The organism is Pseudomonas sp. FSL R10-2189 (assembly GCF_009600325.1).
GTDB lineage: Bacteria > Pseudomonadota > Gammaproteobacteria > Pseudomonadales > Pseudomonadaceae > Aquipseudomonas > Aquipseudomonas helleri.
Genome location: NZ_WIVZ01000015.1, coordinates 1 through 18,651, shown reverse-complemented (window position 1 = coordinate 18,651; position 18,651 = coordinate 1). Strand labels below are relative to the sequence as shown.

Annotated in this window: 15 protein-coding genes and 1 pseudogene; 6 read left to right on the top strand and 10 right to left on the bottom strand. The window is 53.7% G+C overall.

Annotated features, from left to right (window positions below; all coding sequences use genetic code 11):
* Positions 1-10: 10 nt before the first annotated feature.
* The 5 genes from GHO32_RS12670 to sdhC form a co-directional block, all read right to left on the bottom strand.
* Positions 11-2,842: a 2-oxoglutarate dehydrogenase E1 component gene (locus GHO32_RS12670; RefSeq protein ID WP_153335666.1), complete on the bottom strand. Its 2,832-nt coding sequence runs from the start codon at positions 2,840-2,842 to the stop codon at positions 11-13.
* A gap of 257 nt (positions 2,843-3,099) precedes the next feature.
* Positions 3,100-3,804 carry a succinate dehydrogenase iron-sulfur subunit gene (locus tag GHO32_RS12665; RefSeq protein WP_153335665.1) on the bottom strand — a complete coding sequence of 235 codons (705 nt, stop codon included), beginning with the start codon at positions 3,802-3,804 and terminating at the stop codon, positions 3,100-3,102.
* 11 nt (positions 3,805-3,815) lie between these two features.
* Positions 3,816-5,591, bottom strand: a complete 1,776-nt coding sequence (gene sdhA / locus GHO32_RS12660) for a succinate dehydrogenase flavoprotein subunit (protein WP_153335664.1) — start codon at positions 5,589-5,591, stop codon at positions 3,816-3,818.
* Positions 5,592-5,594: 3 nt separating this feature from the next.
* Positions 5,595-5,963, bottom strand: a complete 369-nt coding sequence (sdhD, locus tag GHO32_RS12655) for a succinate dehydrogenase, hydrophobic membrane anchor protein (protein WP_003446906.1) — start codon at positions 5,961-5,963, stop codon at positions 5,595-5,597.
* On the bottom strand, positions 5,957-6,343 hold the full coding sequence (gene sdhC / locus GHO32_RS12650) for a succinate dehydrogenase, cytochrome b556 subunit (protein WP_019408939.1): 387 nt from the start codon (positions 6,341-6,343) through the stop codon (positions 5,957-5,959). Before sdhC ends, sdhD begins: the two co-directional genes overlap by 7 nt.
* A gap of 350 nt (positions 6,344-6,693) precedes the next feature.
* On the opposite strand from sdhC, the gene gltA reads away from it, so the two are divergent.
* Positions 6,694-7,983 (top strand): citrate synthase, encoded by a 1,290-nt coding sequence (gltA, locus tag GHO32_RS12645; protein WP_153335663.1) that lies wholly within the window; start codon positions 6,694-6,696, stop codon positions 7,981-7,983.
* Positions 7,984-8,237: 254 nt separating this feature from the next.
* Here the strand turns inward: gltA and GHO32_RS12640 are convergent, their stop codons facing one another.
* The 3 genes from GHO32_RS12640 to GHO32_RS12630 all read right to left on the bottom strand — a co-directional run bounded on the left by GHO32_RS12640 (position 8,238) and on the right by GHO32_RS12630 (position 11,281).
* The gene (locus GHO32_RS12640) at positions 8,238-9,896 is read right to left on the bottom strand and encodes a cation acetate symporter (RefSeq protein WP_153335662.1); all 1,659 of its coding nucleotides are present in this window, start codon (positions 9,894-9,896) and stop codon (positions 8,238-8,240) included.
* Positions 9,893-10,204 carry a DUF485 domain-containing protein gene (locus tag GHO32_RS12635; RefSeq protein WP_153335661.1) on the bottom strand — a complete coding sequence of 104 codons (312 nt, stop codon included), beginning with the start codon at positions 10,202-10,204 and terminating at the stop codon, positions 9,893-9,895. Before GHO32_RS12635 ends, GHO32_RS12640 begins: the two co-directional genes overlap by 4 nt.
* A gap of 222 nt (positions 10,205-10,426) precedes the next feature.
* Complete coding sequence (locus GHO32_RS12630) at positions 10,427-11,281, bottom strand: glycine betaine ABC transporter substrate-binding protein (RefSeq protein ID WP_153335660.1); 855 nt, start codon at positions 11,279-11,281, stop codon at positions 10,427-10,429.
* A 280-nt stretch (positions 11,282-11,561) separates the two neighbouring features.
* Here GHO32_RS12630 and GHO32_RS12625 point away from each other — a divergent pair, with 280 nt between their 5' ends.
* The gene (locus GHO32_RS12625) at positions 11,562-13,103 is read left to right on the top strand and encodes a glycosyl hydrolase family 17 protein (protein WP_178113885.1); all 1,542 of its coding nucleotides are present in this window, start codon (positions 11,562-11,564) and stop codon (positions 13,101-13,103) included.
* Between the two features lie 77 nt (positions 13,104-13,180).
* Here GHO32_RS12625 and GHO32_RS12620 read toward each other — a convergent pair whose 3' ends face one another.
* Positions 13,181-13,549 carry a hypothetical protein gene (locus GHO32_RS12620; protein WP_153335659.1) on the bottom strand — a complete coding sequence of 123 codons (369 nt, stop codon included), beginning with the start codon at positions 13,547-13,549 and terminating at the stop codon, positions 13,181-13,183.
* Between the two features lie 233 nt (positions 13,550-13,782).
* Between GHO32_RS12620 and GHO32_RS12615 the strand changes: the two genes are divergently transcribed.
* The 4 genes from GHO32_RS12615 to GHO32_RS12600 all read left to right on the top strand — a co-directional run bounded on the left by GHO32_RS12615 (position 13,783) and on the right by GHO32_RS12600 (position 17,602).
* A complete protein-coding gene (locus GHO32_RS12615; RefSeq protein ID WP_048368585.1) occupies positions 13,783-15,081 on the top strand; it encodes a serine/threonine protein kinase in 1,299 nt (432 codons plus the stop codon).
* The gene (locus tag GHO32_RS12610) at positions 15,074-15,862 is read left to right on the top strand and encodes a VacJ family lipoprotein (protein ID WP_278940663.1); all 789 of its coding nucleotides are present in this window, start codon (positions 15,074-15,076) and stop codon (positions 15,860-15,862) included. Before GHO32_RS12615 ends, GHO32_RS12610 begins: the two co-directional genes overlap by 8 nt.
* A gap of 197 nt (positions 15,863-16,059) precedes the next feature.
* On the top strand, positions 16,060-16,752 hold the full coding sequence (locus GHO32_RS12605; RefSeq protein WP_153335657.1) for a response regulator: 693 nt from the start codon (positions 16,060-16,062) through the stop codon (positions 16,750-16,752).
* Between the two features lie 199 nt (positions 16,753-16,951).
* A complete protein-coding gene (locus GHO32_RS12600; RefSeq protein ID WP_153338391.1) occupies positions 16,952-17,602 on the top strand; it encodes a hypothetical protein in 651 nt (216 codons plus the stop codon).
* 461 nt (positions 17,603-18,063) lie between these two features.
* Here GHO32_RS12600 and GHO32_RS26480 read toward each other — a convergent pair.
* Positions 18,064-18,651 (bottom strand): annotated as a pseudogene (locus GHO32_RS26480) (hypothetical protein); the annotation flags it as partial.

Genomic DNA, 18,651 nt, shown 5'->3' with positions numbered 1-18,651 from the left:
CGCGAAGGCGTTAAACAGTGAACGCGTCTTGCAACAGTTTGGCCTGTTGCTCAGCGTGCATCGATGCGTAACCACAAGCAGGTGCAGCAGAAGCGTCACGGCCCGCGTACTCAAGTACGAGAGATTTGTCGTGACCGCCAATGATGCGACGCATGTGGTGCTGGCTGCAGTACCAGGCGCCCTGGTTCATTGGCTCTTCCTGACACCAGACAATGTGCTTGGCGTTTTTGTACGGAGCCAGGACTTCAATCAAGTCGTCCTCAGGGAACGGATACAGCTGCTCAAGACGCACGATAGCGATGTCATCACGACCTTCGGCACGGCGTTTTTCCAACAGGTCGTAGTAGACCTTGCCGCTACACAGCACGATACGACCGACGTTCGCCGGATCTTGTGCATCGATTTCTGGAATAACGGTCTGGAACGAACCTTCGGCCAGATCTTCCAGTGTCGAGATTGCCAATTTGTGACGCAGCAACGACTTCGGTGTCAGTACCACCAGCGGCTTGCGCAGCGGACGGATAACCTGACGGCGCAGCAGATGGTAGATCTGCGCTGGAGTGGTTGGTACGCACACCTGAATGTTGTGCTCAGCGCACAATTGCAGGTAACGCTCAAGACGTGCCGAGGAGTGCTCAGGGCCCTGACCTTCGTAGCCGTGTGGCAACAGCATGGTCAGACCGCACAGGCGACCCCACTTGTGCTCGCCGCTGGTGATGAACTGGTCGATAACAACCTGTGCACCGTTGGCGAAGTCACCAAACTGGGCTTCCCAGATCACCAGGCCGTTTGGCGTGGTGGTCGAGTAGCCGTATTCGAACGCCAATACCGCTTCTTCCGACAGCAGCGAGTCGTACAGGTCAAAGCGAGGCTGACCTTCGTACAGGTGCTGCAGAGGAATGTAGGTGCTGGCATCTTTTTGGTTGTGCAACACAGCGTGACGGTGCGAGAACGTACCGCGGCCGATGTCCTGACCGGTCATGCGGATCGGGTGACCTTCGAACGCCAGGGTCGCGTATGCCATGGTTTCGGCATAACCCCAGTTGATCGGCAGGCCGCCGGCTTGCATTTTTTGACGGTCTTCGTAGATCTTCGACACCTGACGCTGCATGACGAAGCCTTCTGGAATTTCCAGCAGCTTGGCCGACAGTTCTTGCAGGGTTTTCAGATCAAAGCGTGTGTCGTGACGCGCAGTCCAGGCGTGGCCCAGGTACGGACGCCAGTCAACGAACAGCTCTTTGTTCGGCTCTTTGACCAGACTTTTCACAACATGCAGACCGTTGTCCAGCGCGTTGCGATATTCGTCGATCTTGGCCTGAACGCGCTCTTCGTCTACCACTTTTTCTTGAGTCAGACGTTCGGCATACAGTTCACGCGTGGTGCGCTGCTTGGCGATTTGCTGATACATCAACGGCTGAGTACCGTTTGGCTCGTCGGCCTCGTTGTGACCGCGACGGCGGTAGCAGAACAGGTCGATCACGACGTCACGCTTGAACTGCATGCGGTAGTCGATTGCCAGCTGGGTCACGAACAGAACGGCTTCCGGATCATCACCATTAACATGGAGGATCGGCGCCTGAATCATTTTCGCGACGTCGGTGCAGTACTCGGTCGAACGCGAGTCTTCAGGGTTGCTGATGGTGAAGCCAACCTGGTTGTTGATCACCAGATGAACCGTACCGCCAGTCTTGAAGCCGCGAGTCTGCGACATCTGGAAGGTTTCCATGACCACGCCCTGACCTGCGAATGCAGCGTCACCGTGGATGGAAATAGGCAGTACTTTTTCGCCCGTTGCGTCGTTACGACGGTCTTGACGTGCACGTACCGAACCTTCAACCACTGGAGAAACGATTTCCAGGTGGGAAGGGTTAAACGCCATGGCCAGGTGAACTTCGCCACCGGAGGTCATCACGTTGGAGGAGAAGCCCTGGTGGTATTTAACGTCACCGGAACCCAGCTCGATTTTCTTCTTGCCTTCGAACTCGTCGAACAGATCGCGCGGGTTTTTACCGAAGGTGTTGACCAGCACGTTCAGACGGCCACGGTGGGCCATGCCGATAACGATTTCTTTGGTGCCGTAGTTGCCCGAACGCTGAATCAGTTCGTCCAGCAAAGGAATCAAGCTCTCGCCGCCTTCCAGACCGAAACGCTTGGTGCCCGGGTACTTGGTGCCCAGGTACTTCTCCAGGCCTTCAGCAGCGGTCACGCGCTCAAGCAGGTGGCTTTTGATCTCAGCCGAATAGGTCGGACGGCCACGTACGCTTTCGAGACGCTGTTCAAACCAGTGGCGTTGCTCGGAATCGACGATGTGCGTGAACTCGGCGCCAATGGTGCGGCAATATGTCTGCTGCAACGCTTCGAGAATTTCGCGTAGGCTCGCTTCCTCTTTGCCGATATACAGGTCGCCGGCACGGAAGGTCGTATCAAGATCGGCATTGGTCAAGCCGTAATGATTGATCGACAGGTCTGCAGGTGCAGGACGCTGCCACAGCCCCAGCGGATCAAGCTGGGCTGCCTGGTGGCCGCGCATCCGATAGGCCTGGATCAATCGCAGCACTTCAACCTGCTTCTTCTCGTGTTCGCTGCTCACGCTTGCGGCAGATACCGGCTGGGCGCGGCGCTGGTTCTTCGCCAGCAACACGAAATGATCGCGGATTGTTGAGTGCGAAACATCGTTGGCAGAGTTGCCCTCTGTAGGCAACGTCTGAAATTTGGTGCGCCATTCTTCTGGCACAGCGTTAGGGTCGTGCAGGTAGAGCTCGTAGAGCTCTTCCACATAGGCAGCGTTACCACCTGAAAGATAGCCGCTGTTCCACATGCGCTGCATCACGCTTTCTTGCATGCTTGGTCACCCTCGGTTAGGGGACACCATCGGCGAAAACACCACAGCACTTGAGAAAGTCCGAATACAGCGACTAAAACAAGCCACTAGAGTCACGCTGATAGTCCGGGTACCAGCCCGGATGCCCCTGCTGGTCTCATTTCTTCAAAATAAGAGCCGCAACTTTGTGAGCTGCTGCTCAGGTTATAACTACGGCGCCGGTTGAAGCCTGCGCCGTAGCATCTACGGTTACAACGGTGTTGCAGTGCAGCTTTGAATCACACGCCGCTTTGCAGCAGCATGCTACGCACGTGACCGATGGCCTTAGTCGGGTTCAGGCCCTTCGGACACACGTTTACGCAGTTCATGATCCCGCGGCAGCGGAATACGCTGAACGGGTCATCCAGCGAAGCCAGACGCTCGTTGGTCTTGGTGTCACGGCTGTCAGCCAGGAAGCGATAGGCTTGCAGCAGTGCAGCAGGGCCCAGGAACTTGTCCGGGTTCCACCAGAAGGACGGGCACGAAGTCGAGCAGCAAGCGCACAGGATGCACTCGTACAGACCGTCGAGCTTTTCACGCTCTTCTGGCGATTGCAGACGCTCGATGGCCGGAGCCGGAGTATCGTTCTGCAGGAACGGCTTCACCTTCTCGTATTGCTTGTAGAAGATGCTCATGTCGACGACCAGGTCACGGATAACCGGCAAACCTGGCAGCGGACGAATCACCAACTTGTTACCTTTTACAACGGAGGACAGCGGCGTTACGCACGCCAGGCCGTTTTTACCGTTGATGTTCATGCCGTCGGAGCCGCAAACGCCCTCACGGCAAGAGCGACGATAGGAGAAACCTTCGTCCTGCTCTTTGATCAGGGCCAGTACGTCCAGCACCATCAGGTCTTTACCGTGAGTATTGACCTGGAATTCTTGCATGAACGGCGCAGCGTCCTGATCCGGGTTGTAGCGATAAACACTGACTTTCAACATATCGGCCACCCTTAGTAAGTACGAACCATTGGCTGGAAGGTCGGAACGGTTTTCGGCGAGAAGTTCACCGCACGCTTGGCTACACGTTTCTCACCCGGGAAGTACAGGGTGTGGCACAGCCAGTTAACGTCGTCACGATCTTCGAAGTCTTCACGGGCGTGAGCACCGCGCGATTCCTTACGGGTTTCAGCAGCGATAGCAGTGGCTTCAGCCACTTCGAGCAGGTTTTGCAGCTCAAGGGCTTCGATACGAGCAGTGTTGAACGCCTGGCTCTTATCGTTGATCTTGACGTTGGCAATGCGCTTGCGCAGGTCTTGCAACTGGGCAATACCCTTCTGCATGTATTCGCCAGTACGGAATACACCGAAGTAGTTCTGCATGCAGCTCTGCAGTTCTTTACGCAGGGTCGCAACGTCTTCGCCATCAGTGCGCGAGTTCAGACCGTCCAGACGTGCCAGGGCAGCGTCGATGTCGGACTGACGTGGACGAGCGTAATCAACGCCTTCTTTAAGCGTCTGCTCAAGGAACAGGCCGGCAGCACGACCGAATACCACCAGGTCGAGCAGCGAGTTGCCGCCCAGACGGTTGGCACCGTGAACCGATACGCACGCCACTTCACCTACAGCGAACAGGCCAGGGATGATCTGGTCGTTGCCGTCGGCGTCCTGGGTGATCGCCTGGCCATGAATGTTGGTGGCAACGCCGCCCATCATATAGTGGCAAGTTGGAACCACTGGAACTGGAGCCAGTACCGGGTCAACGTGGGCGAAAGTCTTGGACAGTTCGCAGATACCTGGCAGACGGCTGTGCAGAACTTCTTCACCAAGGTGGTCAAGTTTCAGCATTACGTGGTCGCCATCTGGACCGCAACCGTTGCCCGCGATGATTTCTTTAACCATCGAGCGTGCTACTACGTCACGACCAGCAAGGTCTTTGGCGTTCGGAGCGTAACGCTCCATGAAACGCTCGCCATGCTTGTTGATCAGGTATCCACCTTCACCACGGCAACCTTCGGTAACCAGTACACCGGCACCGGCAATACCGGTTGGGTGGAACTGCCACATTTCGATGTCCTGTACCGGTACGCCTGCACGCAGGGCCATGCCGATACCGTCGCCAGTGTTGATCAGGGCGTTGGTCGTCGAAGAGTAGATACGGCCTGCACCGCCAGTCGCCAGTACGGTGGCGTTGGCGCGAACATAGGAAGTTTCGCCAGTTTCGATGCAGATAACGATCATGCCAACGAAATCGCCGGCTTCGTTTTTAACCAGGTCGACTCCGTAGTATTCGTTCAGGAATACAGTGCCGGCTTTCAGGTTGGCCTGGTACAGGGTGTGCAGCAGCGCGTGACCGGTACGGTCAGCAGCAGCGCAGGTACGGGCAGCCTGGCCACCTTTACCAAAGTCCTTGGACTGACCGCCGAAAGGACGCTGGTAGATACGGCCTTGCTCGGTACGGGAGAACGGCAGGCCCATGTGCTCGAGTTCGAATACGGCCTCTGGGCCTACGGAACACATGTATTCGATAGCGTCCTGGTCACCGATGTAGTCGGAACCCTTGACGGTATCGTACATGTGCCAGCGCCAGTCATCGTTTGGATCCGCAGACGCGATCGCGCAGGTGATGCCACCCTGAGCCGATACGGTGTGGGAACGAGTCGGGAAAACCTTGGTGATTACAGCAGTCTTGTGACCGCCTTGAGCCAGTTGCAACGCAGCGCGCATACCGGCACCGCCGCCGCCAATAATGATGGCGTCGAAGGAAAGTGTATTAACTGTGTTAGCCATGAATCAGATACCCCAAAGAATCTGCACACCCCAGACGAAGTAAGCGAACATTGCAACGCCGCATACTGCCTGGAAGAGGAAACGTACTGCTGTCGCGGACTTGCCCAGCGCCATTGGCGTCAGGTAGTCAGTCGCGATGGTCCACATGCCGACCCAGGCGTGAGCGCCAAGGGCAACCAGGGCCAACAGGCTGAAGATACGCATCCAGTTGCTTGCGAACAGTTCGTGCCATTGGGCGTAGCCAATGCCAGGGTTCGCAACGAGGTATCCGATCAGGAAAATGAAATAAGCCGCTAGAACGACCGCAGACACACGCTGTGCCATCCAGTCATAGAGGCCCGAACGCGATAGGTTCGTAACGCTGGTTACCATATCCAAACTCCTGCCAGAACAATCATCACTACGGAAATGACGATTACGATTTTCGAGCCCAGCTTGCCGCCTTCCAGCGTCTCACCGATGCCCATATCCATGATCAAGTGGCGCACACCGGCAACCAAGTGATACAGCAAGGCAGATAGCAGGCCCCATGCAATGAATTTGGCCAGCGGGCTGGTCAAGCATGCCTTCACCTCGGCAAAACCTTCTTCGGAACCCAGGGATTTGCTCAATGCATAAAGCATGAAGCCCAGGCCGAGAAAAAGAATGATGCCCGATACGCGGTGCAGAAACGACGTAACGCCGGTGATGGGGAGTTTGATGGTCCTTAGGTCTAGGTTTACAGGTCGTTGGCTATTCACGGCTTTTTTCACACTGAAGAGCCCCTAACAATCAGGGCAAGTTTGTTGGGATGCGCACTGGTCAGGTACCCACCACCCGGGAGTGACGACCCCCATCTAAACAGGCCCAAAAGCCTCTGGCGGTCGGCTGCCGAGTATAGACAGTTAGGTTACTAATGACAACGCAATCACCTCCCTCTAATAGAGCATTGCACTCTTGGCATAAAAGGCGTAAACGGCGGGGATATTCGAGAAAAATGACTCCTGAAAGCCTTGTACAGCAAGACTTTAGGCAAATTGACATTCAAATTTATCTAACTATAGTGGTGCGGGCCCTGCGTGGGGGGTCTGTCTGATGATTTCAAGCATAAATAGGAGGCCACATGGCTGACAAAAAAGCGCAGTTGATCATCGAGGGCGCTGCCCCCGTCGAGCTGCCCATTTTAACTGGCACCGTTGGTCCCGATGTAATCGATGTGCGCGGCCTCACGGCCACGGGCCGATTCACATTCGACCCAGGCTTCATGTCGACTGCATCCTGCGAGTCGAAGATCACCTATATTGATGGTGATAACGGTATCCTGCTGCACCGCGGCTACCCGATCGAACAACTGGCTGAACACTCTGACTACCTGGAAACAGCTTACCTGCTGCTGAACGGCGAACTGCCGACGGTAGAACAGAAGGCTCAGTTTGTCAGCAACGTGAAGAACCACACCATGGTTCACGAGCAGTTGAAGACCTTCTTCAACGGCTTCCGTCGTGACGCTCACCCGATGGCCGTCATGTGCGGCGTGGTCGGCGCACTGTCGGCTTTCTACCACGACTCCCTGGACATCAATAACCCGCAGCATCGCGAAATCTCCGCGATCCGTCTGGTTGCCAAGATGCCAACGCTGGCCGCCATGGTTTACAAGTACTCCATGGGTCAACCCATGATGTACCCGCGTAACGACCTGAGCTACGCCGAAAACTTCCTGCACATGATGTTCAACACACCGTGCGAGATCAAACCGATCAGCCCGGTACTGGCCAAGGCCATGGATAAGATCTTTATCCTGCATGCCGACCACGAACAGAACGCATCGACCTCTACCGTACGTTTGGCAGGCTCCTCGGGCGCCAACCCGTTCGCGTGTATCGCTGCAGGCATCGCGGCATTGTGGGGCCCGGCTCACGGCGGCGCCAACGAAGCTGTTCTGACCATGCTCGACGAAATTGGCGATGTGTCCAACATCGACACATTCATCGCCAAGGCCAAGGACAAGAACGATCCATTCAAACTGATGGGCTTTGGTCACCGCGTTTACAAAAACCGCGACCCACGCGCCACCGTGATGAAAAAGACCTGCGACGAAGTACTGAAAGAGCTGGGTATCAAAAATGACCCACAACTCGAACTGGCCATGCGCCTGGAAGAGATCGCTCTGACCGACCCTTACTTCATCGAGCGCTCGCTGTACCCGAACGTCGACTTCTACTCGGGGATCATCCTCAAAGCGATCGGCATTCCTACCAGCATGTTCACCGTAATCTTCGCTCTGTCGCGGACTGTCGGCTGGATCTCGCACTGGAAAGAAATGCTCTCCAGCCCGTACAAGATTGGCCGTCCGCGCCAGCTGTACACCGGCTACGAGTCGCGTGACTTCAGCAAGCTTGAAGACCGCAAATAAGACCATTGATACCACGATAGCGTCTTAGCTGCTGCCGATACGGCCTCTACCTGGTAGAGGCCGTATTTTTTTGTGCGCAGTAAACACTGCGTGTAGGAGCGAGCTTGCCTCGCGATCTTCTGATCTTTAAAAGATCGCGAGGCAAGCTCGCTACAGGGTACGAAACATGTCTCGCAGACATAAAAAATCCCCCTGCCTTACGACAGAGGGATTTGATTTGACGTGCAGCTTGCAGCTAACAACTTGCCGCTGGGTTAGTGATCTACCGCCCCGCTCGCCCCAAGACCCGTCTGTGAACGTACAAACTGCGGGAAGAACAGCGCACGCTCTTTCGCAGCCGACTTGGATTTGTCAGTCACGGAGAAGAACCAGATACCCACGAACGCAATGATCATGGAGAACAAGGCTGGATACTCGTAAGGGAAGATCGCTTTTTCATGATGCAGAATCTGCACCCAGATGGTTGGGCCCAAGATCATCAAGCCAACCGCGCTGATCAGACCCAGCCAGCCGCCGATCATGGCGCCGCGTGTGGTGAGGTTTTTCCAGTACATCGAAAGCAGCAGTACCGGGAAGTTACAGCTCGCCGCGATAGAGAACGCCAGGCCCACCATAAACGCGATGTTTTGGCTTTCGAACAAGATACCCAGACCAATCGCCAGCACGCCCAGAGCAACGGTGGTGATTTTGGAGACGCGAATTTCTTCTTTATCGTTGGCCTTGCCTTTTTTGAACACACTGGCGTACAGGTCATGAGACACCGCCGAAGCACCGGCCAAGGTCAGACCTGCAACCACCGCGAGAATCGTCGCGAAGGCCACGGCCGAGATAAAGCCCAGGAAGATGCTACCGCCCACCGCGTCCGCCAAATGCACAGCCGCCATGTTGTTACCGCCCAGCAAAGCGCCAGCAGCGTCTTTGAAGTCAGGGTTAGTGCTCACCAGAATGATCGCGCCGAAACCGATGATGAACGTCAGGATGTAGAAATAACCAATAAAACCGGTGGCATAGAACACGCTCTTACGGGCTTCTTTCGCGTCACTCACCGTGAAGAAGCGCATCAGAATGTGCGGCAGGCCAGCAGTACCAAACATCAGCGCCAAGCCAAGGGAGAATGCCGAAATCGGATCCTTCACCAAACCGCCAGGGCTCATGATCGCTTCACCTTTAGGGTGAATTTTTACCGCTTCGGCAAACAGTGAGTTGAAGTCAAAGTTGACGTGTTTCATGACCATCACAGCCATGAACGTCGCACCAGACAGTAGCAACACCGCCTTGATGATCTGCACCCATGTGGTTGCCAGCATGCCGCCGAACAACACATACAGGCACATCAGGATGCCCACCAGAATCACCGCAACGTGGTAATCCAGGCCGAACAGCAATTGTATGAGCTTGCCCGCACCCACCATTTGCGCGATCAGGTAAAACGCCACCACCACCAGCGAACCGCAGGCAGACAGCGAGCGGATCTGGGTTTGACCCAAGCGATACGAAGCGACATCAGCAAAGGTGTACTTGCCCAAGTTACGCAGACGCTCTGCGATCAGGAACAAGATAATCGGCCAACCCACCAGGAAGCCGATCGAATAGATCAGACCATCGTAGCCCGAGGTATAAACCAGCGCGGAAATACCCAAAAACGATGCGGCAGACATATAGTCGCCCGCAATCGCCAGGCCATTTTGAAAACCGGTGATCTTGCCACCCGCCGCATAATAGTCCGCGGCCGACTTATTGCGTTTCGATGCCCAGTAAGTAATACACAGAGTGGCGCCCACAAACACGACGAACATAATGATCGCCGCGACATTAAGCGGTTGTTTTTGCACCTCACCGGTCAGGGCATCAGCCGCCCAAACCGAGGGAGCCAAGGCTGCAATGCCCAGTGCTGCCAATAGACGCCCGATCATTGCTCAGCCTCCTTGAGAATTGCAGTGTTAAGCGCATCAAACTCGCCATTAGCCCGACGGACATAGATACCGGTCAGAATAAAGGCCGAAAAAATCAGCCCCACACCAATCGGTATTCCCCAGGTAATAGCGGAGCCGGGGTACAACTTGGCCCCCATGATGTGCGACCCATAAGCAATCAATAGAATAAAGGCGGCATATAAACCGAGCATGATCGCCGAGAGAATCCAGGCGAATCGTTCTCTTTTTTTGACCAGCTCCTTGAAACGCGGGCTGTTTTGAATCGAGAGGTAAATGCTGTCGTTCATTATTTTTGTCCTCGCAGCACAGAAGAGATGTAACGGTTTCACTATTAGGGGGCTTGGACCTCTAAGCCAGACGACTTTAGTAGTAGAACCGAAAACCCCTACAGCCCCCGTATTCTCTAGCCTGCGCGAATAACGACATCATTTGGCCAGTGCTCAAAATAGAAAAACCGCCCGGCAATTAAACCGGGCGGTTCTGTGTGCTGCGAGCTAGACGCTTCGCGATTATTTAGCTGTCCACTCGGCGACACGCTCAGGGTGTTTGGCAACCCACTCCTTGGCAGCAGCTTCTGGCTTGGCACCCTCTTGAATAGCCAGCATGACCTCACCAATTTCGTCTTTGGAATTCCACGAAAACTTTTTTAAGAACGCTTCAACTTCGGGTGCTTTCTTTTCCAGGTCCTTGCTACCGACACTATTGACAGTTTCTGCAGCGCCAAACACGCCCTTTGGATCATCCAGGAAGCGCAACTTCCACTTGGCGAACATCCAGTGCGGGACCCAGCCCGTTACTACAATCGGTTCATTTTTAGCGTATGCACGCCCCAGTTCAGAGGTCATGGCCGCACCCGAACTGGCTTGCAATTTGTAATTCAAACCGTAGTCCTTGATTGCTTCGTCCGCTTTCAACATGACGCCCGACCCGGCATCAATCCCTACGATTTTGTTTTTATAGCCTTTATCATCCTTCAAATCAGCAATCGACTTGGCCTCTACATACTCAGGCACAATCAAACCAATTTTTGCTTCTTTAAAGTTGGGCCCGAGATCCACTACTTTGTCTTTATTCTTGGTCCAATATTCGCCGTGGGTCACTGGCAGCCAGGCAGACAACATTGCATCGAGTTTGCCGGTGGCCACGCCCTGCCACATGATGCCCGTGGCTACCGGCATCAATTTCACGTCGTAACCCAACTTCTGCTTGATCACCTCTGCGGCCACGAACGTTGTGGCCACACTGTCAGACCAACCGTCGACATAACCGATATTAAGGGTGGGCTTGGTCTGAGCAATCGCCCACCCCGCACTCATCGCCAGCACCAAGGCAGCTCCCGCGCTCAAGAGTCGTCGCATCTTCATCTATGATTCCTCGCCGTGCCGGGCCCGACGAGTGCCGGACCACATCAGGTTTCAGGGCTTTATCAACACCCCGACATAACATGCCCCTGATAATCGGCCTCGCCTGCCAAGTGCCCTGCTCTGACGACGACGCCCAACCAACCATCAACGACATCCACCGCTGACCGAAAGCACTTTACTCAGACGCCCACCTGAACATTGCATGACAAAATTATACGGACGCGCTAGGCGCTATTGATTGCAGGTAAGATGCGCGGCTTTGCTCCCATACGGCCTGACCATGTCCGCGACTGCCCGCTTCCCTGTGTTGCCTTACCTCCTTGCCTGCTTGCTGGGCGTGTGTGCCATTGCCGGTTTCTGGTATGGCCTGGGCCAGCCCGTCATCCTGCCCGATGCCGCTACCCCTACGCACAAACTGCAATGTGCGTCTTACACACCGTTCGACAAAGACCAGTCCCCGTTCGACCAGCCTTTCGTACCTCGCGTAGAACGCATGGATGAGGACCTGGCATTGTTGGCGACACGCTTTGAATGCATTCGCACGTATTCCCAGGCCGGGCTTGAAGCACTCCCGCAGTTGGCCCGCAAACATGGCCTGAAGATGATGAGTGGCGCCTGGGTTAGCAGCAATCCGGTAGAGACCCAAAAAGAGGTCGACGCACTGATCGCCAACGCCAATGACAACCCGGATGTCATCAGCGCCGTGATTGTCGGCAACGAAACCTTGCTGCGCAAAGAAATCACTGCCCCCCAACTGGTCAAGCTGATCACACAGGTCAAAAGCCAGATCAAACAACCTGTCACCTACGCCGATGTGTGGGAATTCTGGTTGCAACACCCTGAAATCGCTCCGGCGGTAGATTTTTTGACCATCCACTTGCTGCCGTATTGGGAAGACGACCCTGCAGGTATTGATCAGGCCGTCAACCACGTCGCCCAGGTTCGCGAGGAATTCGGCACCAAATTCGATAAAGACATCCTGATCGGCGAGACTGGCTGGCCCAGCGAAGGCCGCCAGCGCGAAACCGCCCTGCCGAGCCGCGTCAACGAAGCCAAATTCATTCGTGGCTTTGTCACCCTGGCTGAACAAAACGGCTGGAAATACAACCTGATCGAAGCCTTCGATCAACCCTGGAAGCGTGCCAGTGAGGGTGCAGTAGGCGGTTACTGGGGGCTGTTCGATGCCGATCGTCAAGACAAAGGCATACTCGCCGGCCCCGTAACCAACCTGCCCCATTGGCCAGCCTGGCTGGGACTGGGCATCGCCCTGTTTGCGGCCACATTGTTGATCGGTGGACGCGTACACAGCACGCGCTCGGCTCTGTTGCTCCCGGCCTTGGGAACCGTGGCGGGTTGTAGTTTGGTGGCATGGGCCGAACTGGCATCAGTCACCAGTCGCTTTACCGAAGAATGGACATGGGCCGGGTTGTTGATTGTGCTCAATCTGATTGTGCTCGCCCACGGCGCGTTGGCGCTGGGGCAACAACAGGGCTGGCGTGAGCGCCTGTTCAACGTGCTTGAGCGTCATGCAGGGTGCTGGATCGCGGCCGCAGGGTTTGCCGCAGCGGTCATGATGTTGGGCCTGGTATTTGAACCCCGCTATCGCAGCTTTCCGAGTGCCGCCTTGGTGCTGCCAGCTTTGGTTTACCTGCTGCATCCGGCGAGCGGACCACGACGTGAACTCAGTCTGTTGGCGCTGATCATCGGCGCGGGCATCCCGCTGCAACTGTACCGCGAAGGCCTTAACAACCAACAAGCCTGGGTATGGGCCTTGGTCAGTGTCTTGATGGTCATTGCGTTGTGGCGCAGCCGCCGTCAATAACCGAAAAATCTGTAGGAGTGAGCTTGCCTCGCGATCTTTTGATCTTTAAAAAGATCGCAGCTCGCTCCTGGTCTGGATTATTTTTGCGGTTTTGCCCGAACCAACCGCAACCCTGCAATCACCACGGCAAAGACCGCCAAACTGGCGTTGTAGAGCGCCAATGCCGGCAAGCCAAACAGCAACGCCAACACCGCCAGTGCATTGCCAACACGTCCCGGCACAAAAAAAGCCAGCACCGACGTCACCAACGCCGCCCAGCCCAACGCCCTGAAGTGAATCAACCAGCCAAGGTTTGAGCGCAACTGGCATTCCCAACGCCCGGCCTCAGCAACGCACGTTCCCACCCATTGCGGGTCTTCCATCAAGCCGTAACGCAGGCCATAACTGGCCGCCAGCCACAATGGCAAGACAATAAGCAGCAGGATCCACGGCAAACGAGGGTGCATACAAAACTCCAATAGGCAAAAACGGCGCCCAGCTTAATCGCCCTTTAGGGGTATGCAAGCCTTGCAATCAGATAACTGTTCACTAAAGTCATTCAACGTGTATCTTCTGGTAGTTCATTGCCTGCTTTCTTCTGCCCGGGGGATGTATTTTGTGTCAGACAATGGCACTTCGACTGTAGCCCTGTGGTCATAGCCTGCGAATCATTTTCCGCACTTTATTAGGGATAGTCGTCATGCTTCGTTCTCTACCCTTTGCCGCCTTGCTGTGCGGCCTTATTTTGAGTGCGTCCGCACAAGCGGTCGATGTCGACCCCGCCACTTATGGCTACCCCCTGACCAACCCCTTCGAAGCCACAATTGCGACAACCCCGCCGGAAATGCGCCCATTGCTGCCCAGTGAAGATGACATCAACCAATCGGACTACACCCTCAAGCTGCGGCCAGAGCGCGAGTTCACCTTGCCGGCCAACTTCTGGGCAGTGAAAAAGCTCACCTACCGAATCGCCAAGCAAGATCACGCCGCCCCCTTGATTTTTTTGATCGCCGGTACAGGGGCGCCCTACGACAGTAGCCTCAACGAGTTTTTGAAAAAGCTGTTCTATCAAGCGGGCTATCACGTTGTGCAGCTGTCGTCGCCAACCAGCTATGACTTTATGAGCGCGGCTTCACGCTTTGCTACGCCCGGTATCAGCCAATACGATGCCGAAGACCTGTATCACGTCATGCAAGCGGTTCGCGCCCAACAAGCCAATGTGCCGGTGACCGAGTACTACCTAGCGGGGTATAGCCTTGGCGCACTGGACGCGGCCTTCGTCAGCCACCTGGACGAAACCCGCAAAAGCTTCAACTTCAAGAAAGTCTTGATGCTTAACCCGCCGGTGAACCTGTATACGTCCATCAGCAACCTCGACAAGCTGGTACAAACGGAAGTTAAAGGCATCAATAGCAGCACCACGTTCTATGAGCTGGTACTGAACAAGCTCACCGAGTACTTCAAGCAGAAAGGCTACGTCGATCTCAATGGCGCTCTGGTCTACGACTTGCAGAACTCCAAAGAGCGTTTGACCAACGAACAGATGGCAATGCTGATTGGCACTATGTTCCGGTTTTCATCCGCCGACATCGTGTTTACTTCAGACCTGATCAACCGTCGTGGCCTGATTACGCCTCCCAACTACCCTATTACCGAAGGCACCAGTCTGACGCCATTTCTTAAGCGCTCACTGCTGTGCGACTTCGATTGCTACCTCACCGAACAAGTCATACCGATGTGGCGCGCCCGCACCGATGGCGGCAGTTTGTTGCAACTGATCGACCAGGTCAGCCTGTATGCCTTGCAGGACTATTTGAAAAACAGCCCCAAGATTGCCGTTATGCACAATGCCGACGACATCATCCTTGGCCCTGGTGATTTGGGTTTCTTGCGCAAGACCTTCGGCAACCGCCTGACTGTCTACCCGTATGGTGGCCACTGCGGCAATCTCAACTACCGCGTCAACACCAAAGACATGCTGGAGTTCTTCCGTGGCTAAACATCTCGTGCTTCTCGCCGCCCTACTCAGTGCCGGCTACGCCCAGGCAGACGACAGCAAAGCCAACATCGAACCTACACACGACGTTGATGGCTTTACTCAACCCCTGAAACTGTTGAAGTTCAATCCAGGCCTCGATCAGCGTGAATTCGAACGCGCCACCATGGACGCGCTGAATGTATATGACCCGCTGGAGTCGATTAACCGGCGCATTTACCACTTCAACTACCGCTTCGATCAGTGGGTGTTCCTGCCAGTGGTCGACGGCTATCGCTATGTCACCCCCAGTTTTGTTCGCACCGGTGTCACCAACTTCTTTAATAACCTGGGTGATGTACCCAACCTGTTTAACAGCATGCTGCAGCTCAAAGGCGACCGCACCTTGAAAACAACTGCACGCTTGCTGTTTAACACCACGCTGGGGGTTGGCGGCCTGTGGGATCCTGCTACCGCCATGGGCTTACCGCGCCAGAGCGAAGACTTCGGGCAAACCTTGGGCTTTTATGGTGTACCGGACGGCCCCTATTTGATGCTGCCGATCCTGGGCCCATCAAACCTGCGCGACACCACGGGGCTGGTGGTCGACTACGGCGCCAATCGAGAAATCAACTTCCTCAACGTACCGCGCGAAAGCTCGCGCCACCCGGAAATCTGGCTGCTGCAAGCCATCGATAAACGCTACAACACCAGCTTCCGTTACGGGCAGTTCGACTCGCCTTTTGAGTACGACAAGCTGCGCTATATCTATACCGAGGCAAGGAAATTGCAAATTACGGAATAAGCCAGTTATAAAGGTGGCTGAGACACGGCCCGGCGCACGACTCAGCCAGTTTGAATGGAAATAAATCCTACAGAAAATAATCTCTAAAGATCCGTAGGCACAGATCATTGCACCTTTATTAAGGAAACAACTTACAGAGCATATGATCGTTTCTTTGATAACGTAATCCTTTCGCGTCTTGCTGAAGGATTGAATTAATGCATTCTCCCCCCCCATTAAAAATAATTATTGCCGACGACCACCCCGTCGTATTGCTTGGCGCGAGCACCGCGCTGGAATCTTTATTCAAACCCGGCGACTGCATTATTATCGAGGCATCTTGCACCGGATCGTTATTAAATCTTTTAAAAAATGACACCTACGATCTAATTATTACTGACTTGTCAATGCCGGGCGGGAGCTTTCCCGATGGATTGAAACTAATCAGCCATATTCGTAAGCATTTCGAAAAAACAAAAATAATTATCATGACCATGATTAACAATCAGATCATGCTCCGTAAATTACTGAACTTAGGGATAAGCGGGGCATTCGATAAACATCGGCCTCTTAATGAGCTCGACAATGCTGTAGCCTGCGTGCTTAAGGGTAAACGTTATGTGAGTTCCAGTTTCTGCGCGTCACTGGCAACTACCAAAATAGGCGAAGTAGCCCATAAATCGCTATCAGCTAAAGAATTAGAAGTCGTGCGCTTATATGGACAGGGTTTAGGGGGCCGTGAAATAGCAAAACGACTCAACCGAAGCGAAAAAACTATCAGCCGCCAAAAACGGACCGCCATGCACAAGCTGGGATTGCGAAGCCTGAGTGAACTGGCTGCTAACGCACATCTAATAGGCGTCGGCTATACCGTAGCCCATGAATTAGCAAGCAACGCATATGCACCATAGCGCCGTCCAGCACTTTAAATGCATAAAAGAATCATCCCAAGACTAAAGCCTGAAGAAAACATTTAACATTAAGCGTCGATAGATACACATGAGGCCCCTACCTATCAGAACTGCTAGTACCCCCTACAGGAGTTAAAACGTAAGGTGATAAGACCGGTAGTCAATCGGCAAACTCAACGTGACCTAGCAGGAAATGAAAATGCCTAAATCCTTGTTTCTAAACTCAGCACCTCCCCTTATGCGCCTATTCATAGCGAGCGCGATGGCCTTGACTGTTAGTTCACACGCCATGGCAGTATCTTCCCCCCAATCAACTACCCCATCTGCTAGTGATGTCGCGGGAAAAACTAAAGCCAGCAGTGACTACGGCAAGACGTGCAATTCTAATGAAGCCATGATTAAAAGCACTCGACATGGAGATGAGAATACAGACCCGGTTATAGTTTGCTCCGCCTACGCCCCTTACGGCGTTGCAGGCACTATGTCGAACTACAAAACCCCAGAACCTGAAAAGGGAGACGATGCCTACGGCAATTGGTCCAGTGCAATTAATGAAGGCAAACCAAGCGGCCATACATACACATGCCCCGAAGGTACACTCATGACAGGCATTAAACATAAAGATGATGAAAACGGATCGACTTACTATCGTTGCAGTGCATTTTCGATAAACGGTGTTGTTCAAAAATTAAGGCCAGGAACCGTATTGAAATTCCCAGAAGATGACCATGAAAAATCCTGCCCAGCAGGGCAAATCATGATTGGGCGAAGCCACCTGTGCGACAACGATGGTAAATGTGATGAAAAAGCCTCCAGCACGTATACCTGTGGTTATGTTCGAGCGCTGTAATAACCTCTTAAAGTACGCGAACAGTTGACCCTCTACAGATCTCCTCATTCAAGGGCAATGGCGTCCGTCTTTTTAAAGCAGACGCCATAGCCCTTAAATGCTTAACAGAAGTTATTATCCCTATCGTTAAAAGCCCACGTTGTCCAGAAAGGCCTACAACTCGGCGCATGCATATCCACTGTCGCCATCAGTCACGGCAACAATGTTAACGTAATGCGTAAGTGGTTGCCGCTTTACAGAGATCAACAACCTGTAACGCTACCTCTGTTTGTTCCGATAACCAGCCTGTTCAACAATCGTATTGATACTTAATAGGCGCTATCTAAGCAGAACTTTAAATATTTGACACCAAACCAGCGCAGGTTGCAATACCTGCTCAGGCTTTACCAATAAAATCGGTTTTAGCCACGCCACGGGCTAAAACCGATAAATTTATATAATACTGAAACCCATCAGAGAACTCAGGAAGAAATGAGGCTCACGCTAGACAACCTGTTCAATGGGTCATACTCCAAAACACGGCCTAACTCATCACTGGTCATATTGCCCTCTTCATCATAAGTAAATAATGTGGTCTGTGGCACCCCACCATTAAAGGTATAAGTCAGAGAAGACAACTGAACAGGGTCGGTATTATCAAAGGCATATTCTGCCATGAGGTACGTGCCGTCCGTGTAAATAGTGTCTACGAGAGTAATATTATCCAATGCATCGAACGTAAAATACTGCGAATTAATCGATCTGCCATGCGGATCCTCGGGCGGTTGAGTACCTGTGCATTCATAAGATACGAGTCGACTGCGCACGTCATAGACATAGGTTTCTTGCCTGATGATAACATCACCTTCTTTCAAGGTTCTGGACGACAAGTTATCGACCTCGTCATAGTCCTGCACAAGTGTTTGCTCAACTCCATTAAGGTAAAATATTCTTGCTACTTCTCGACCCTGCTTATCGTAATCCAGCTTTATGGGCTCTTCGCATTTAAGGGTGTAGAAAAAATCTGACCGGCTGGAAAAGGAGTCGAGGATCTTAGAAAATGTAAGCTC

Excerpts from the sequence above, each read along its gene's own strand:
- GHO32_RS12665 (WP_153335665.1), bottom strand. The coding sequence starts at position 3,804 with ATGTTGAAAGTCAGTGTTTATCGCTACAACCCGGATCAGGACGCTGCG.
- gltA (WP_153335663.1), top strand. The coding sequence starts at position 6,694 with ATGGCTGACAAAAAAGCGCAGTTGATCATCGAGGGCGCTGCCCCCGTC.
- GHO32_RS12635 (WP_153335661.1), bottom strand. The coding sequence starts at position 10,204 with ATGAACGACAGCATTTACCTCTCGATTCAAAACAGCCCGCGTTTCAAG.
- GHO32_RS12615 (WP_048368585.1), top strand. The coding sequence starts at position 13,783 with ATGCTTCGTTCTCTACCCTTTGCCGCCTTGCTGTGCGGCCTTATTTTG.
- sdhD (WP_003446906.1), bottom strand. The coding sequence starts at position 5,963 with ATGGTAACCAGCGTTACGAACCTATCGCGTTCGGGCCTCTATGACTGG.
- GHO32_RS12640 (WP_153335662.1), bottom strand. The coding sequence starts at position 9,896 with ATGATCGGGCGTCTATTGGCAGCACTGGGCATTGCAGCCTTGGCTCCC.
- sdhA (WP_153335664.1), bottom strand. The coding sequence starts at position 5,591 with ATGGCTAACACAGTTAATACACTTTCCTTCGACGCCATCATTATTGGC.
- GHO32_RS12630 (WP_153335660.1), bottom strand. The coding sequence starts at position 11,281 with ATGAAGATGCGACGACTCTTGAGCGCGGGAGCTGCCTTGGTGCTGGCG.
- GHO32_RS12620 (WP_153335659.1), bottom strand. The coding sequence starts at position 13,549 with ATGCACCCTCGTTTGCCGTGGATCCTGCTGCTTATTGTCTTGCCATTG.
- GHO32_RS12600 (WP_153338391.1), top strand. The coding sequence starts at position 16,952 with ATGCCTAAATCCTTGTTTCTAAACTCAGCACCTCCCCTTATGCGCCTA.
- GHO32_RS12605 (WP_153335657.1), top strand. The coding sequence starts at position 16,060 with ATGCATTCTCCCCCCCCATTAAAAATAATTATTGCCGACGACCACCCC.
- GHO32_RS12670 (WP_153335666.1), bottom strand. The coding sequence starts at position 2,842 with ATGCAAGAAAGCGTGATGCAGCGCATGTGGAACAGCGGCTATCTTTCA.
- GHO32_RS12625 (WP_178113885.1), top strand. The coding sequence starts at position 11,562 with ATGTCCGCGACTGCCCGCTTCCCTGTGTTGCCTTACCTCCTTGCCTGC.